Raw genomic sequence first — 16,004 nt, 5'->3', positions numbered from 1 at the left:
GATTGAAATTGTTGATTATTTATTAAGTTTAATAATTCGATAATAAGTAAAAATAAGTAAATTAGAAAAAATAATATTATTGATGAATAAAATTTATATTTATCATTAGTTATTCCTTCTGTATAAAATTTTGCAATTGCAACTGAGGATAAGGGCAGTATCATCATGAATGATGCAAAATTTTCTGGGTCAATAAATTTATTGAAATATAGTAGAAAACCTAATAAATAAGCTAAACCAAAAGTTATAGAAAAAAATATTGTAATCTGAATTTTCTTTCTTTTAACTTCATTTTCAATATATCTTGGATTTAATAAATCAATCCATTTTTCTTGTAATTTCAATATAAAAACCTCCTTTAAAATACTGCTTTCTTTTATGTAATCATAAAATCATATTGTATCAAATTGAATTTCTTAATCAAATTATAGCAGTATAACAAGTATAAAGAGTATCTAAAATATTACAAATATTAATAGAAATATATAAAACTATAGTATAAATTGCAATAATAAAGCGAACGAAAATTATCATACTAAAACATAAGACATGTTATAATTATATTACATATTTCATAAATATACATTTAAAGCACTCATATATAAAAAGAGTGCTTATTTTTTTGAAATTCATCAATGTATAAACTATCAAGAGCATTACTCAACACGTCTTAAAATTGATTTAAATAGCTCTTTTTAACAACATAAATTATATGATATAATAAAAAAATAGAAGTGTATTCGTAGTACACTTCTATAGTTGCAATTAAGCATTCTCTTGCTGGGGAGTGCTTTTTTCATTTTTCCAAACAACATTGTTTCCTTCGTTGACAATTATTAAATCTATCTCATTTTCTTCTAATATTTCTTTTGCAGTACAAATGAGATTATCTAAGTCAAAACTTCGAGTTATCTCTAGTTGGTTGTTGTTTAGAGTCCTTTTTAATATGTAAGTTTTAAAATTACACAATTCATTCACCTACTTAACTAACTTTAATCTTCTAAATTTATTTCATTTAAGATTCTTTTTAATTCTCTGATTCTAGGTTCTAGATACTCTTGATTTTCATCTAAAAATTTTTCTAATATTTTGTTATCAGATTCATTTAATATAACTTCATCTAAATTAGTTTTTGAAAGATTATTATCTTTTTTAATCATCATTGATAGTATTAATATATTTAAATCCAATACTCTATGTAGAGGTAATTCTTCGCTTTGTCTAGACCATTTCTCTCCAGTATGCCTCCAAACTTTAGCTGAAATTTCAATATTCTTATCATCACTCCATTGTGCTTTCCCTAAAGATAAAGCTTTTGCATCAGAATTGTTTGCATACTTTCCATCAATTCTATCGTAATTATCTACTGCTACTATAGGTTTATGTGACAAATATTCAGGTACTCTCATTTTATCAATCTCCTTTTATTTAAAAATTTTATTAAATTCATTTTACTAAATAATTTAATACATGTCAAGTAAATTGATAAATAAAACGATTAGTAATATATTTAGTAATATAATTGAAATAACTAGATTATAGAGAGTATATAAGTGAATGTTATAGTATTTATATATAAATATATGGAAATAATTACTTGTAGATATATGAATTAAACAGTCCTATTATTAATTTGAACTAGACAGAATTTGAGGGAGTGACAAAAAGTGGAAGAAGAAACATTAATAGAAGGGTTAGCAAGAGCAGAGTTTGTGGTAATGAATTATATATGGGAAAAAGATTCTTTGATGTCTAAAAAAGAAATAATAAGAGACATAAAACAGATGTGTGGATGGCACAGGAGCACAATAAAAATAGTGTTAAAAGGATTAATTTATAAGGGTTTTTTAGCGAGAGATATTATAAGATTCCAATCATATTATAAAATAATAATAGATAGTGAAGAGTACGATGCTTTTAGTAAAAAAGTATTAAAATCTACTAAAAACAGAAGAATTATACGTTCTCTTACGACTACACATAAGTCTATAAGCAATGAAAAATTAGATAAATTAGAAGAGTATTATAGGAATTTAGAAGAATGATATGGTATAAATTGGAAATATTATTTATCTCAATTATCTTGTTTGTAAAACTTTATTGAGATAAAATTTATCTATAGATAAGTTGGCAATAGGGGGAATATGTCATGAAAATTAGTAAGTTACCAGAAGCAGAATTAAAGGTAATGAGATATATTTGGGAATCAGATAGAATATTAACATCAAGAGAAATTGTAGAGGCTATGGAACAAAAATATGAATGGAAAGATACAACTACATTTACAGTATTAAAAAGATTACAAAGAAGAGAATTTTTAGAAACAGAGAAAATAGATAAACATACACATTATAATGTGTTAGTAAAAGAAAAACAATATCAAAGATTTGAAACAAGAGAATTTATAAAAAATATACATAAAAATTCTGTTAAGAGTTTGATTTCAGCATTGCATAGAGATGATGAAGAATTAGATGATGAGAAATTAGATAAGTTAGAAGAAGAGTTTAGAAATTTAAAAGAGGATGAATAAATTTGGTGGCAAAATACGATTTGCCACCGTTTTGCCACCGTTTTAAAAGGGCTTGTTTTTTATTAAAAAGTTTAATATAGTATTATATAGTGCAGTAGTTTCTATTACTGTAAATATAAAGTAAGTTAGATAGTTTCAAGAAAAATGTGATAGTTTCAACGCTTCAAGAAACACCACATTGCGAGACTGTAGTATTGCTTACACGTACTTAGCGATAGCCATGCCGAGAATACCCATAAACACAGCATTTTTGAAAATGCAAAAAAATCGTTTCGTTTGATAAATACTCTGAGAGTGAAAAAACAATAGCTGAATGCACTCAAATTAAATGTTTGCAAGGGTTGATTGATTGTTGGGATTATGCCTTGGTAAGTGTATAGGACTACTGACAAAGTGTAAGTGCATGGTATTATTGACAGTGATAGAAATGTCTTATGAATGAAAATAAGTATTGCATTTAAAAATATATTAATAATATTATCGAAAAAGACTTGCTTTTTTTGATAAATAGAGCATATACAGTAGATGATAAAATTAAATGGAGGTATTTACAATATGAGTATAGAGGTCTTAAATACTTCTCATCGTAGCGATAAAATAAAAGCTGTTAGAGAAAAGTTAGACATAACAAGAAAAGAGTTTTCAGATGCTTTGGGATTATCTAAAGAAGACGAAAAAGAATTGAAATTTTGGGAAAGTGGAACAAAAATTGTTCCAGATAATATTTATGATAAAATTATTATGTTTCCAACAGAACCACCTTATAAAGCACCTACTGAAGAGGAGTGTCGTTTTACACAAATTGATTTATTTGCGGGTATTGGTGGTATTAGGCAGGGGTTTCAAAGGTGTGGTGGAAGAACGGTATTTTCATCTGAGTGGGATAAGTTTGCTCAGAAAACTTATAGAATAAATTATGGAGAAATACCAGAGGGAGATATTACAGAGATAGATGTGAACAACATTCCGGCTCATGATATCCTTTTGGCGGGCTTTCCTTGCCAACCTTTTTCTCAAGCTGGGTTAAAAAAGGGATTTGAAGATGCAAGAGGTACACTTTTTTTTAACATTGCCAATATTTTAAAAGAAAAGCGTCCAAAAGCTTTTATGCTTGAAAATGTAAAGCAATTGAGAGGACATGATAAAGGAAATACTATAAAGGTTATTTTGAATATCCTAGATGAGCTTAATTATTATGTTCCAGAACCAGAAGTATTAAATGCATATCATTTTGGACGACCACAAAATAGAGAGAGAATTATTATTGTTGGATTTAATAAGGATTATTTGCCTATAGATTTTACTCCTTTTGAATATCCAAAAGGACAGATAGATGAAAGCATAAATGTTGGCTCTATCCTCGAACAAAGTGTTTTGGAAAAATATACAATTTCTGATAAACTGTATCAAGGGCATCTTGAAAGAAAGAAAGAGCATGAAAAAAAAGGGAATGGTTTTGGATTCTGCTTATTTAATAATGAGAGTAAATATACAAGTACAATTAGTGCCAGATATTACAAAGATGGTAGCGAGGCATTGATTGATCAGGGAGAGAAAAATCCACGAATGCTTACCCCGCGAGAATGTGCAAGGCTACAAGGGTTTCCAGAAGACTTTATAATACCAGTTTCCAATACACAAGCGTACAAACAGTTTGGAAATTCAGTTTGTATAAATGTAATAGAAGCTGTTGCAAAATCCATGTTAGAATATATGAGCAAATATAATATTTTATAAAAGAAAGAGACTTCGTTATTTTGAAGTCTCTTTATTAACTTGTTAAATTATATTCATCAAAAAAGGAACATTATTTAAACTGGCAGAGTATAAAGAACTGTTAGCATGTTCGTATGAAGTAAATCTATTTATATTCTGTAAAATTGTACTTTTGATTATAGAATTATTAAATTGGTACGATTATAACATTTTAATTTATATCCTGACTAATCAATAATATGTCTCCTATTTGAGGAGAAAAATCACTAATTTGGTTAGTGTAATAAAATCTATATTCTGAACAATTATTATTGGCAAATTCTCTAGTATCATACCAAGTTAATGAAGTAATAAATGATTGTAGATTTTATCCATTAGTAATATAATTTATAGTTCCATTTAAATGCTTTTGCACAATGTAGTTCATGCTGATTACTGCCATAATTATCTATTTCTACACTAGATAAAAATTTAAATGCGACCACATATCATTTTATTATCTATAAATAAAATCAGAAACAGTTATAACTCGATTTTCACTATTTATAGATGAAATTTTATTTTTCTCAGTCATAATGTATCCGCTGAACTCATCAACTAAAACCCAGCCCTTAGACATTTTTTTGTATGTTTTTTTAGGAATATCATCTTCTAATAAGCAAATAAAATCTACTTGAGATTCAATATCATAAGATATATCTACAAATTTTTCAGGAGTTAAAGTATTGGAGATTAACACATTTTTGTTTAGTATTTTCTTTAGTCCTATGCAGGTCGAATTTAGCTTGCAACAGCAACACGCAAGGGGATTAACACCACGTAGCTCAGAATTACCTATAACTCCATATCTTTGACACCATAATATGTCGAAAAAATTTTTCATATTTGTTTTATTAGATTGGCTAGCAAGCCATATTACGCGCTCAATTTTACCTAGTCCGTCAAAATTTTCGTAAAACTCACTTCTAGTTTCTATACCTAATGGAAAATGATAAAATGTTTCTATCCATGTATCTATAGGGATAATTTCTTCCTTGCCAAATCCTTGTTGTAAATAGCAAGCAATAACTTTTTCAGAATAGCCTTTTAATTTAGAGCCGTTTTCGTAAAATGTTTTGAAGAATCCTTTACTCCACATTTTGTAGTCAGTGGTCTCTATATTTAGAAAAGAGCTTATAAAGTAAGCAGCTCTCCAAGCGTGTCGATTAAACGCATCTACCAATTTTTCTGCATAAAATTTATCTTCTGCATCAAATTTTCCTGAAGATAGTAGAGGTGAGCTTACATTTTTGATAAAATCGTCTTTGTTTTGTTTCCATGCTTTTGGCATTACTTTAAATGAGGTGCTTTCAACAGAGTAAGTATTTGTAAATTCAAGTTCATATAATTTTTTTATGCTTTTATATAATTTATAAAATAATGGAAAGTCTGTATAATTAGAATTTTTAACATCATTATAGGTTGGAATAACATAGTATTCTAAATGATTCCATTGGTTGGGGAAAAGCACTTCTTCCCCAAAGGTACTCATAAAATTATAAAGCATTCGCATTTCACTTTGACGTCCTGTTTTTGGCTGCCATGCTGCTACAAATCTAGGTATAGAATAGATTTCTTCATAAAATTTTCCAAAAGGAATACTTGCACCATACGACATTTCAATGTATTTCCATAATTCAGACATAATGCCTTCATAATCTTTATTTCCTTTACAACAATTAATTATTGTTTGAAGAGTTATTTTTTTACTGATTCCTATTCTTTCTTGTATTTCTTGCTGTATAACATTTTCTACCTTGTTAGAGTTGCTTGGGTTTAAGTTACAAAGAACAGTAAAACAAGCATCACAAAACTTATCTTTTATTTCATAACTGACAGATACAGGACAAGCTATAAGACGTTTATCTTCCAATTTTGAATGAATATACATAATAGGAAATTGAGGTAAATCAGGGTAATATATTTCAATCTTTGGTATCCATTGAATTGGTACATTCTCTACCATTATTTTAATTTGATACTGTAAATTAAACATTATGTAACCTCTCCTTTGTACAAATTATTATTGATATCGTTCAACTATAAGACTATCCCAATATGTATTATTAGCGCGCCATTGAGAATATGGTCTTTTGTTACCTTGATACATACCACTATCAAAAAAAACGATTCCTCTTCTTACCAGTTCAATCCAATCATCATAGTTGAATGGATTACCAAAACATATCTCGCAGTATTTTCCATTTACATCAGTTTTGCAAGTAAACCAACCTTTATCATTGAATTTATTTTCTAGTTTTATTTTCAAGCATTTGTCCTTCTGCTTTACGCTTGGAGAAGTTTTTCCAAACCATCTAGCTAGTTCCAAATCTTCTTCTTGGAGTTGGTCTGGTACAATAATATGTTTATCTGGGCGATTGTCTTTACTGTATGAATATCTAGCAGTAATGTCATAATTTGATTCTATGATAAGTATTTGACCATAATCATTGTAGCTTCCGATTTTGGGAACAGGACTACCAGACCAAGAAAAGCGATTGTTTTTTTCAGCGTTAGGTTTGCCGAATATTTCACAAAAAGAATCTTGTTTTTCATAATTGTTCTTTCCTTTGAAAAGCCCCACATAAGAGCCATCCTTAAAGATATAACGGTTAGCTGACCAATCCCCAAATGTTGTTTTACTTGTTGTTTCGTTCTTTAGTTCGTATCCAAAAAAATCGGCATGATTATCTGCATCTGGTGTTTTCCCAAATTGTTCTTCAAGCCAATTGCCTTTGCGGCCATCATGTCGGATATTACGTCCTGATACATCCGGTTGCTTACCTTTTACATTCTCTCTAAATAAATGAATTAAGTTTGCTTTATTAGGTGTCATAAAAATTTCCTCCTCTTGATATGAAATAAAAAGTTCTTTAAAAATTGCTTCTAATACTGGTACAACAATGCTATTGCCAGATTGTTTATATAAACTGGTGTTACTGACTACTTGATTGGCTTTATCAAAATCTGTATCCTTAACCCCCATGAACCGCCAACTCTCACGTGGAGTTAATCTTCTGGCAGGGTATTTCCCATTTTCATTAATAGGACCAGAAACAACTTGTCTACGCTTTTTTTTAATAAAATCTTTTAAAAATGTTCCTTTCCAATAATTAGAATCTAAGCAGTAAATGTATTGCTGTTTTATTGGTGAATCAGTAAACTGATTATTTTTTAAGTAGAAATTATTTGGTACATCTTCTTCTAGTAAATCATTCATATAAAGTGTTAGTGGCTGTGGCTTTGGAAATATAAATTCTTTTTTACAATTTAGGATACTTATACAGAATATTCGTTCTCTATTCTGAGGTATTCCGTAATCTCGTGCATTTAAAATTTTCCAAAAATTTGTATATCCCAATGATTCTAGATATAATAAAAAATTCTCGAAATTTTGTCTATGATTTTTACCAATTAAATTTTTAACATTTTCCATCATTAGGTACTGAGGTCGTTTAATCTCAATAATTTTGCAACATTCCCAAAGTAGAGATGAGCGTGTACCTGAATTTTCATGTAATCCATTTTGATATCCTGCAATGGAAATATCTTGACACGGAAAAGAATATGTAAAAAAATCAAAATCTGGTAACATAGATGGATTTATAAAACGAATGTCTCCGAAGTTTTTACTTAATGTGTTTGCCAAAAACATATCTTTAATTTTATTATTGTTCAACGAATTAACTCTATTTTTGAATGTTTTATAATCTAAAGGAACATTTATACTGATTAGGTATTTACGCATATCTTCGGTAGATATATCTAATGGTTCACTTCTTTTTTTTAAGAAGTCTTCATGTATAGATGCGTATGAAAGAATTACATCTCCTTCAATTTCAGATATCCCCACAACTTTGTGCGGAATGTTACAATTTTTCAAAGCTATTCTTTGACTTCCATAGCCAGCAAAAGCTTCAAATACTTTTATCATTTTTAGTACCTCCTACAAATATGGTCAGGAAAAATATTATTCAGGTTATTGTTTATTCGTTCCCCAATAAAAAAAGTGTTGTTTTTTATATATTCTGATAATTCCACATTGTTTTCTAATAGCAAATATGATTGAGGTGCCACAAAATTATTCACGTTCGTTCTTAGCATATCCAGCGTTATTGGTATTATTAGTTGAATTCCCTCAATTTCCATGCCATATCTGTATTGCTTTGAATAATCATGAATTCTGGATAATATTTCTGGATTGGAAGAATATTCTTCCTTCCAATCAGATAGACTATGTTTATTGCTGAAATAAATAATCCCACATATAGCTTTTACTGGTTTACTTATGTACATATATGCATAGGTACATTTTTTAGGAAAACATCTACGGTATTCAACTAATTTTGTTTGTGAGATGATTTTATAGTAAATATTTGGCCAAAAACTCATAACTGGAATCAAGTCTCATTTCCTCCTTTTTTATTATAGTGATATTTCTATCATCATCTGATAGTGTTGTTCCTGCTCCATAACTACTTGAATATTGGTATTTTTTCGTGCAAAGATCTATCGTAGATACATTATTGGATTTCTTTATCAAATAGAAATTCACGCAGTGAAAATATCGTAATTTATCATAGGATACTTCCTTGTGGAAAAAAGCATTGTGTGTCATTATAGATATCTGCTTGATAAACCATGAGACATCTACATTTGGGGTAGAGCTGTTATTAAAGCATATCGAAATCAGTTCACGAACTATAGAACTCATGATGAAAAGTGAACTGTTGTTCATGGTGGAATCTATGTCTGCTATCTGACCTGAAAGTTTTGTGATTTCTTATTTGAGAACATTTCCATCATCTATAAGTTTTTTCATTGCATCAAGACAGGATGAAATATGTTGCTCATAGTCATCAAGAAGTGCCTACTATAAGGACATTTATCTCTGGCAGTGTGGCTGAATTTTTTATACCCCTGTCTAATTCAGTCGCTTGCGCCAATGGCACAAGTAAAATCTGCGAAAGGAGTATCGGCACTGCTTATGGCTGCTTTTGCAAGTAATCAAATTCAGCCATTCCTTCAATTGCAATAGGTTTTATGGGAGTTAATTTCTGATATATTGCAGTATCTGAGCCGAATGCTGTGGAGTAAAGAGTTTGTAGTTCAGAAATAACACATTCTTTGGGATTTGTTATGGACATAAGTTCATCAACAAATGCTGACTTACTGCCACGCTTGTTTTTCATTGCAAGAAGCATGTTGGTTCGGAAAGTTGTAGTGGTTTTTCAACAGGCATCATCAAGGGTACTGAAAAGGAAAGTAGGACGTTTGGATTTATCATAATGCTTATATTTCTTTTCCATATATTTTGTGCCAAGGTCATTGAGTTGAGTTTCCTTAGCATCACTGTCTTTTTGCTTTTTAATATTACCCTCACTTACACTGAATACACTGAACATTCTGGTATTTTCCTGAATGTTGTGGTTAATAAAAGCTCTGTCATATATAAGAACATCATAATGAGACATAGCAGGAACAACTCCTGAGCTTACCTATAATCTGTTGGGCAATAGTAGATTTACCTAGACCATTCTTACCAAAAAAGAAATTGATGAGTGTAGGTGTTACTGTAATGTTATGATAAGTACAACCATCAAGTGCAATGGACTTGATGGCTGATTGAATTTTATCTTCCATTAGTATCCTTCTTGTTTATTCTGTGATTTTTTCACTCCTAACATAATCGTCTATCTCAGATAATTTGAATTTATACCGTTTTCCCGTCTTATAGAAAGGTATTTTCAAATTGTTGTGTTTCCTTCTTCAATGTTCATCGCTTTAACCTCTCTTTAAATCTAGAATCCTAATTATTGTAGTTCAGCTATCAAATCTATTTTTTTAATACTCAAGTGCATACGATTAAATTTGTTGAATGAGGAACTGCGTCGAATATCTAATTCGAAAAGGGCTTCATTTAATCTTTGATGCGGTAGTAGATATACAATCTATGGATATATCTTTATTCCATACCTCGAATTGGTACAATTATTATACTGGTTGGTATAGATTCTTAGACTTGTACCAAAAAAAATCTGAAAGTTGATATATTAAAATGAGCCTCATGAATATTTCTTGTTCAGAGAGGCTTTCTTTTTGTCCGTTTGTATGCTCTGTGGGAGTTGTTAGTTCTAGTCTTACCATTAATATCTGGGTAAGAAAAGTGTCACCACAAAGATATAGAATTATATCTTTTGCAATAGGTTGCCTCTGCTTTTTAAATATTAACTGAATTAACAATACTCTTTTAATTAGTAAGAGAGATGAGGCTTATCAGTCAGTACAGCCCCTATCAGATCTTACTAAATCATTATATCACTGACATACACACTTTACCAGTAGTAGAGTGTAAATTTTGTTTGAATATACAGAACCAATACATATTTTGTAGGTTGTGGTTAGTGAAGACCACAGTGATATAAACCGTTTCAATGTTCATCCCTCGAACAAGGATGTCCAGAGTGGCTAAACGTACACAAGGAAATATAAGTCAAGCAACTAGGACGGTTGGCCAGTTAAGAAATGTGGGGTTTATTCTTATTGCAATTAGTGTGGTGTCAAGAAAGTTTGCTGATAAATTAGCAATTTTCAGTGAGCAAGAAAAAATATCGAAGGAGGAAATTCTAATGGGAAAAGTCAAAGAATTGTCAGTGTTCGTGGATGATATTCGCAAGTGTGGTGAAACCCCTGTAGGTATTGCAGATAAGTTAGGCACTATGTTTAGTGCTGAAGCAGTTACAAAGCTTGTTGCGAAAGCTAAGTCAAAAAAAGAACTTACTTGTGAAGAAGTAAGAGCAGTGTTAGCTTAATTATTTCAAAATCATATAGAGTAGCAGTATCTAAGATTGAAGTGGCAACTAAGATAGCCTATGACGAGGACGAATCAAAGCTTAAAGGAAATAATAAGAGTGTACCTGCACTCTCTATTTTGAAAACACCTCTTAGAGATGATGGCGAAGAAAGACTAGATTATGAGGCTTATGCTAATTGATATTTCATTAATGCCAATAGTGCAGTAGCTATAGGTATTAATGAAAGCAGTATGGATGTTTCTGTTGATGTGATTTGTGAGCAGATAGAGCGAATGCATCTTGGATTTCAGGTTTACTTCTTTGTGCCAATGAGTATGAATGCAGCTTTTACAAAAAAGATTAAAAATAAGGAGTTTTAAAGAAAAATACAAAAACTAGTGTTTATATTATCAATTTATAAGTATAAATTGATAATATTTTTAGTATTGAATTAATTATTTTAATGTATATATTAATTATTTTAATGTATATATTGACTTTATTAATTTTTTGATTTATATTATAGATATTAGATTGAAAGAAGGTGATATGATGTATCAAGTTATCAGCCGATGTCCAGTATGCGGAAGAAAACTTAAAGTTGTCAAGCTACAATGTGAAAACTGTGATACAGTGATTGAAAATGATTTCTGCCTCAGTGCATTTGACTATCTATCTGCAGATGATTTATTTTTTGCAGAAACGTTTTTAAAATGTCGTGGTAACATAAAAGAAGTGGAAAAAGAACTAAAGATATCTTATCCAACTGTTCGTTCTAGATTAGATGATATTATCCAAAAATTAGATGGGAAACCTAATGTAACATCATCTTCTGATTCACGTAAAAAGGAGATTTTAGATGCACTGGAAAAAGGAGAAATCACTTCAGCAGAAGCATTAGAACAAATGAAAGAAAATAAATGAAGCTCTATCTCCATTCCTAACAATAGTCAGAAATAGTCACCAAAATACGAGGCTATTTCTGCTGAAATGGATGTAGGAGAGCAGAAAAGAGGAAAATAATATGGATGAAAAAATGAGAATTTTAACAATGGTGGAGGAGGGCAAGCTCTCTGCCAAAGAGGCAATTGATTTGATTGATGCATTAGAGAAAACTACACCTGAAGAAGAATTTATGAATTGTTCAGAAGACTTTGATAGTCAAGCTTTTACCAAACAAAGCACTACTTCATACGAAAATAAGATGTTGAAGATTATTGTGGACACTCCAGATGGGGATAAAGTAAATGTGCAACTTCCTGTAAAGATTATACGTCAAGTGTTGAAAATGACGGGTAAGTTGCCAATTAAGAATGAAGATTTGCAAGGTATAGACCTAGATGCTCTTACTACCTCTATTCTTGAATGTCTGGATAATGAAACACTTGGTAATATCGTAGAGGTTGACTCCGCTGATGGCACTACAGTTAAAGTTTTTATAAAATAATACTAGGAGAATAGATTTATGCGCATTATTGTCCGCTCAAAAGAAACAAATTTGTGGCTACCCATACCATTGTTTCTAGCAAATACTGCAGTCCTTTTGTTGCCAGAATCGGTTATTGCAGAGATTAAAAAATCACTCCCAGAGCCATATCAGGAAGTCATTACCAAAAGGTTTCTACAGGGACTCGTTCGGGAGTGTCAGTCTGTTCTTAAACAGTACAAGGGACTTGAGATTGTTCATGTGGAAACTCAGGATGGTACCTTTGTATCCATTCGCTTATAAAGTAGTGTTTATTTTGTATATTGCTATTGCTTAGAGAACTCACATTTACTTAGAACACTTATATTTATTGACTTAAAAATTACAAAAGCATGTCCGTTTTTTACAATATTTTTTTCTGGTACAATGTTATAATTTATGTATTAATTTTAATGGAGGTAACTTATGAAATATGCAGGTTGTTTATTTGCAGTAAAAGATATTCAAATTGCTCGTAAATTCTATGAAGAATTATTTGATTTAAAAGTTATTGTTGACTATGGAAAAAACATTGTATTTGAGGGTGGATTGTCATTGCAACAAGATTTTGATTGGTTGACAGGAATCTCGAAAGAAGACATGAAAGACAAAGAGAATAATTGTGAAATATTCTTTGAAGCAGAGTCTTTTGAAGAGTTTATATCAAAATTAAATGAAAGAAATGATGTTACTTTACTTCGTGATGTGGAAGAAGCACCATGGGGGCAAAAGGTAGTTCGAATTTATGACTTGGATAATCATTTAATTGAAATAGGTGAGTCTATGAAATCAGTAGTTAATAGATTCCAAGCACAAGGTATGAATCTTACAGAAGTGGCGACGAGAATGGATGTAACTATTGATGATGTCAATCAAATTTTGCAAGGCTAAATTATGGCTGATTAAGTAAATCTGAATATAAAATTAAGTAAGTCTGAATATCAAAATATAAAACAGTAAATTCTCATGATTTGCTGTTTTTTATATGCATAATTAAAGAAATGATATGATAATCATTAAAAATACACTAAACTAGGAAAAAAGAAATCTACCAAATAATGTTTTATAATTGTTTATATTACAGGCAATTTTATTTTTAAGTAACGATTATATAATCTAATATTAATTATGATACTCAATAAAATAATTTGTGAATAGGAAAACAGAGCTTATTTGTACACTATGTCTAGTAGTATATTAAAACAAGCTCTTTGTAGTACATATTATAAATATTTAGTTCTCATAAGTATGAACTATAAGACATATAATTCTCACGCGTTTAACTATAAGACCTATAAATAGAAGTTTAATCACGCTGAAATAACTGAATAACTCCCTCTAAATGGTTATACATTGATGTATAACCCAAATTAGCATCTTTCCTATCAAAAGCCATCATTATTTCATGATGATGACTAATCATATCCTGCAGTGAGTTTCTATATTTAAAACCAAAGTATTGGTTAGAAGACACAGTTTTAGGGATTAGTTCATAATATTTTATAAAAATTGGATTATGAGAAGCTAAAATTATTTCTTTGTGAAACTGCAGGTCAGCATCATAACATTCTTCTATTAAGCCTTGAGAAACTTTGTCTAGTTCTTCTACAGATTTCAAGTAAGCATATCTTATGCTTTGAAGTTCTTCAGAAGTAGCATTCAAAATTGCTAATTTAGTAGCTTCACTTTCTATAAGTTGTCTTGCTCTTAAAGATTCGACATAAAATTCTTGTATATTATGATTTTTATAAACTTCATTATCAGAAAAAAGGTCAACTTTTTTAAATCCTTCAACTATGGGGCTTGAATAGGGAATAGACCTAAGTATTCCTTCTTTACAAAGTTTGTCTATAGCATTCCTTACAGGAATTCTACTTATATTAAATAGTTCAGCAATCCTTCTCTCACTCGGCAATTTACTATTAATTTCAAAATTTCCATTTAGAATATTTACTTTAATATAATCAATAATTTGTTCAGTGGCACTTAAATTTGTCATAAAAACTCCTAAACATGTGACTTTTTTATGAATGTATTATATCACAGTTAAGAGCTAAATTTAATTTTTTATAGTATGTATAAGACAACATGGAAGCAATTATAGCAATAAAAGCTAAGGTAAAATAACCATATTGTATTGAAATATAATCTGATATTTTACCTACTAGCATTGGAAATATAGACATTCCTATAGCATAAACTGCTTGAAAAAATCCCATTGCAGTAGATTTTTGATACTTTGGTACATTTTTCATAGACTCGCTAGTAAGGTAAGAAAGAAGTATGCCTGTAGATATTCCTGGTAACGATTGTAGCATGAATATTATATTAATACTTTTTACTGTTGGAACTAGAAAGCAATAAACTGAAATCAAAAAAAACACAGAGGGAATCCAAAATTTTGGTCCGTGTTTGGTACAAAATTTAGTAGAAGCAAATCCAGAAGATACAACAGCGCATACCATGTAAAATATAGAAGATAAGCCTATAATGGTAGAGCTAGAGCCTAGTTCTTTAAGAATTTGAGTAGTAAATGACATTGTCGTAGACATTTGAATGCCTTGTTGAATCAATGCCATAAAAGAAAAAAATATAAGTCTTTTATCTTTGCATATAGATAAATAATTTTTAAATGGTATTTTTTCGGTTATTTTTCTTGAGTGATGATTTTTTACATTTAAGGCTAGAAGTGTACCAATGATTGAAGATATTACACTCATAATACATAAGTTTACCATTCCGAATCTTTCATAAAATAAGGTACTCATGACAAATCCAATTAACATTCCTAGATTATTTACCAATATTATCGTACTTGTAGCTTTTTGTTGATGTTCTATGGAAAAAAAATCAGTGTAGTGAACCATGTAAGAAATCCAAGCTGATGATGCTATTCCAGATAAGATATTAGCTATAAGAAATCCTTCTCCTCTAGGAGAAATAACTCTTATAAGAGATGCTAAACCAGCAAATAAAATTCCAGATAGTATAAATATTTTATGTTTGTTTATAGAATCTGCAAAAACTCCAACAGGAAGTCTTAGTAAGCATTGTGAGATTCCATATGAGCCTATTATTATACCAATCATGTTTGTAGATACGTTACATATACTTAAATATGGATTTTGAAAAGGTATGTATACATATTGTGAAAACCAGAAAAATACAACAATAGAAAGTAACAGCAGTTTTTGATTAAATATTTTTTTCATATAATCCTCCAAATGGTATATTTATAATGGAAATAATATACCATTTTGCTTATTAAATCAAGTATTTTAAAATTTAAAATATAAATTTCGATATAACAATAAGAATTATTTGTTGAAAAATTATATTTTATAGTTGAATTAAGAAAACGCTTATGTTACTATAAAGTTAACAAATTTGAATATTACAGTAGACGTGTTACTGGTGATGCAGGCAAGATCGAATCAATTTTTATAGGTTACCTATA

General features: G+C 29.7%; 19 protein-coding genes and 1 pseudogene. 9 read left to right on the top strand and 11 right to left on the bottom strand.

Annotation, left to right across the window (positions count from 1 at the left end):
- From KGF50_RS03255 to KGF50_RS03245, 3 genes and pseudogenes are all read right to left on the bottom strand, one after another.
- Positions 1–344, bottom strand: a pseudogene (locus KGF50_RS03255) (CPBP family intramembrane glutamate endopeptidase); the annotation flags it as partial.
- Positions 345–765: 421 nt separating this feature from the next.
- Complete coding sequence (locus tag KGF50_RS03250; protein WP_255654732.1) at positions 766–969, bottom strand: hypothetical protein; 204 nt, start codon at positions 967–969, stop codon at positions 766–768.
- A gap of 23 nt (positions 970–992) precedes the next feature.
- The gene (locus KGF50_RS03245) at positions 993–1,409 is read right to left on the bottom strand and encodes a DUF6530 family protein (protein ID WP_227846803.1); all 417 of its coding nucleotides are present in this window, start codon (positions 1,407–1,409) and stop codon (positions 993–995) included.
- Between the two features lie 258 nt (positions 1,410–1,667).
- On the opposite strand from KGF50_RS03245, the gene KGF50_RS03240 reads away from it, so the two are divergent.
- The 3 genes from KGF50_RS03240 to dcm all read left to right on the top strand — a co-directional run bounded on the left by KGF50_RS03240 (position 1,668) and on the right by dcm (position 4,270).
- On the top strand, positions 1,668–2,045 hold the full coding sequence (locus KGF50_RS03240; protein WP_227846802.1) for a BlaI/MecI/CopY family transcriptional regulator: 378 nt from the start codon (positions 1,668–1,670) through the stop codon (positions 2,043–2,045).
- Positions 2,046–2,149: 104 nt separating this feature from the next.
- Positions 2,150–2,533 (top strand): BlaI/MecI/CopY family transcriptional regulator, encoded by a 384-nt coding sequence (locus KGF50_RS03235; protein WP_227846801.1) that lies wholly within the window; start codon positions 2,150–2,152, stop codon positions 2,531–2,533.
- Between the two features lie 555 nt (positions 2,534–3,088).
- Positions 3,089–4,270, top strand: a complete 1,182-nt coding sequence (gene dcm, locus KGF50_RS03230) for a DNA (cytosine-5-)-methyltransferase (RefSeq protein ID WP_227846800.1) — start codon at positions 3,089–3,091, stop codon at positions 4,268–4,270.
- Positions 4,271–4,745: 475 nt separating this feature from the next.
- Here the strand turns inward: dcm and KGF50_RS03225 are convergent, their stop codons facing one another.
- From KGF50_RS03225 to KGF50_RS03200, 6 genes are all read right to left on the bottom strand, one after another.
- Complete coding sequence (locus tag KGF50_RS03225) at positions 4,746–6,284, bottom strand: hypothetical protein (protein ID WP_227846799.1); 1,539 nt, start codon at positions 6,282–6,284, stop codon at positions 4,746–4,748.
- Between the two features lie 27 nt (positions 6,285–6,311).
- Positions 6,312–8,222 (bottom strand): LlaMI family restriction endonuclease, encoded by a 1,911-nt coding sequence (locus KGF50_RS03220; protein ID WP_227846798.1) that lies wholly within the window; start codon positions 8,220–8,222, stop codon positions 6,312–6,314.
- Positions 8,223–8,224: 2 nt separating this feature from the next.
- Positions 8,225–8,692 (bottom strand): hypothetical protein, encoded by a 468-nt coding sequence (locus tag KGF50_RS03215; protein ID WP_227846797.1) that lies wholly within the window; start codon positions 8,690–8,692, stop codon positions 8,225–8,227.
- Positions 8,652–8,843: a hypothetical protein gene (locus tag KGF50_RS03210; RefSeq protein WP_227846796.1), complete on the bottom strand. Its 192-nt coding sequence runs from the start codon at positions 8,841–8,843 to the stop codon at positions 8,652–8,654. Before KGF50_RS03210 ends, KGF50_RS03215 begins: the two co-directional genes overlap by 41 nt.
- 430 nt (positions 8,844–9,273) lie before the next feature.
- Positions 9,274–9,492, bottom strand: coding sequence for a hypothetical protein (locus KGF50_RS03205; RefSeq protein ID WP_227846795.1), 219 nt, complete (start codon positions 9,490–9,492; stop codon positions 9,274–9,276).
- Between the two features lie 27 nt (positions 9,493–9,519).
- Positions 9,520–9,762 carry a hypothetical protein gene (locus KGF50_RS03200; protein ID WP_227846794.1) on the bottom strand — a complete coding sequence of 81 codons (243 nt, stop codon included), beginning with the start codon at positions 9,760–9,762 and terminating at the stop codon, positions 9,520–9,522.
- A gap of 990 nt (positions 9,763–10,752) precedes the next feature.
- Between KGF50_RS03200 and KGF50_RS03195 the strand changes: the two genes are divergently transcribed.
- The 6 genes from KGF50_RS03195 to KGF50_RS03175 all read left to right on the top strand — a co-directional run bounded on the left by KGF50_RS03195 (position 10,753) and on the right by KGF50_RS03175 (position 13,438).
- A complete protein-coding gene (locus tag KGF50_RS03195; protein ID WP_227846793.1) occupies positions 10,753–11,100 on the top strand; it encodes a hypothetical protein in 348 nt (115 codons plus the stop codon).
- Positions 11,101–11,141: 41 nt separating this feature from the next.
- Positions 11,142–11,282 (top strand): hypothetical protein, encoded by a 141-nt coding sequence (locus KGF50_RS03190; protein ID WP_413926781.1) that lies wholly within the window; start codon positions 11,142–11,144, stop codon positions 11,280–11,282.
- 51 nt (positions 11,283–11,333) lie between these two features.
- On the top strand, positions 11,334–11,462 hold the full coding sequence (locus tag KGF50_RS22285) for a hypothetical protein (RefSeq protein ID WP_255654731.1): 129 nt from the start codon (positions 11,334–11,336) through the stop codon (positions 11,460–11,462).
- A gap of 169 nt (positions 11,463–11,631) precedes the next feature.
- A complete protein-coding gene (locus KGF50_RS03185) occupies positions 11,632–12,006 on the top strand; it encodes a DUF2089 domain-containing protein (protein ID WP_413926783.1) in 375 nt (124 codons plus the stop codon).
- Positions 12,007–12,106: 100 nt separating this feature from the next.
- Entirely contained in the window at positions 12,107–12,529 is a 423-nt protein-coding gene (locus KGF50_RS03180) for an SHOCT-like domain-containing protein (protein WP_413926780.1), read from the top strand.
- Between the two features lie 444 nt (positions 12,530–12,973).
- The gene (locus tag KGF50_RS03175) at positions 12,974–13,438 is read left to right on the top strand and encodes a VOC family protein (protein ID WP_227846791.1); all 465 of its coding nucleotides are present in this window, start codon (positions 12,974–12,976) and stop codon (positions 13,436–13,438) included.
- 415 nt (positions 13,439–13,853) lie between these two features.
- Here the strand turns inward: KGF50_RS03175 and KGF50_RS03170 are convergent, their stop codons facing one another.
- The gene (locus tag KGF50_RS03170) at positions 13,854–14,546 is read right to left on the bottom strand and encodes an FCD domain-containing protein (RefSeq protein WP_227846790.1); all 693 of its coding nucleotides are present in this window, start codon (positions 14,544–14,546) and stop codon (positions 13,854–13,856) included.
- 25 nt (positions 14,547–14,571) lie between these two features.
- Positions 14,572–15,759, bottom strand: coding sequence for an MFS transporter (locus tag KGF50_RS03165; RefSeq protein ID WP_227846789.1), 1,188 nt, complete (start codon positions 15,757–15,759; stop codon positions 14,572–14,574).
- Between the last annotated feature and the right edge of the window lie 245 nt (positions 15,760–16,004).

Source organism: Clostridioides sp. ZZV15-6598, assembly GCF_020657705.1.
In the GTDB taxonomy this organism is placed as follows: Bacteria; Bacillota; Clostridia; order Peptostreptococcales; family Peptostreptococcaceae; genus Clostridioides; species Clostridioides difficile_F.
This window is presented reverse-complemented; position numbering and strand designations above follow the sequence as displayed.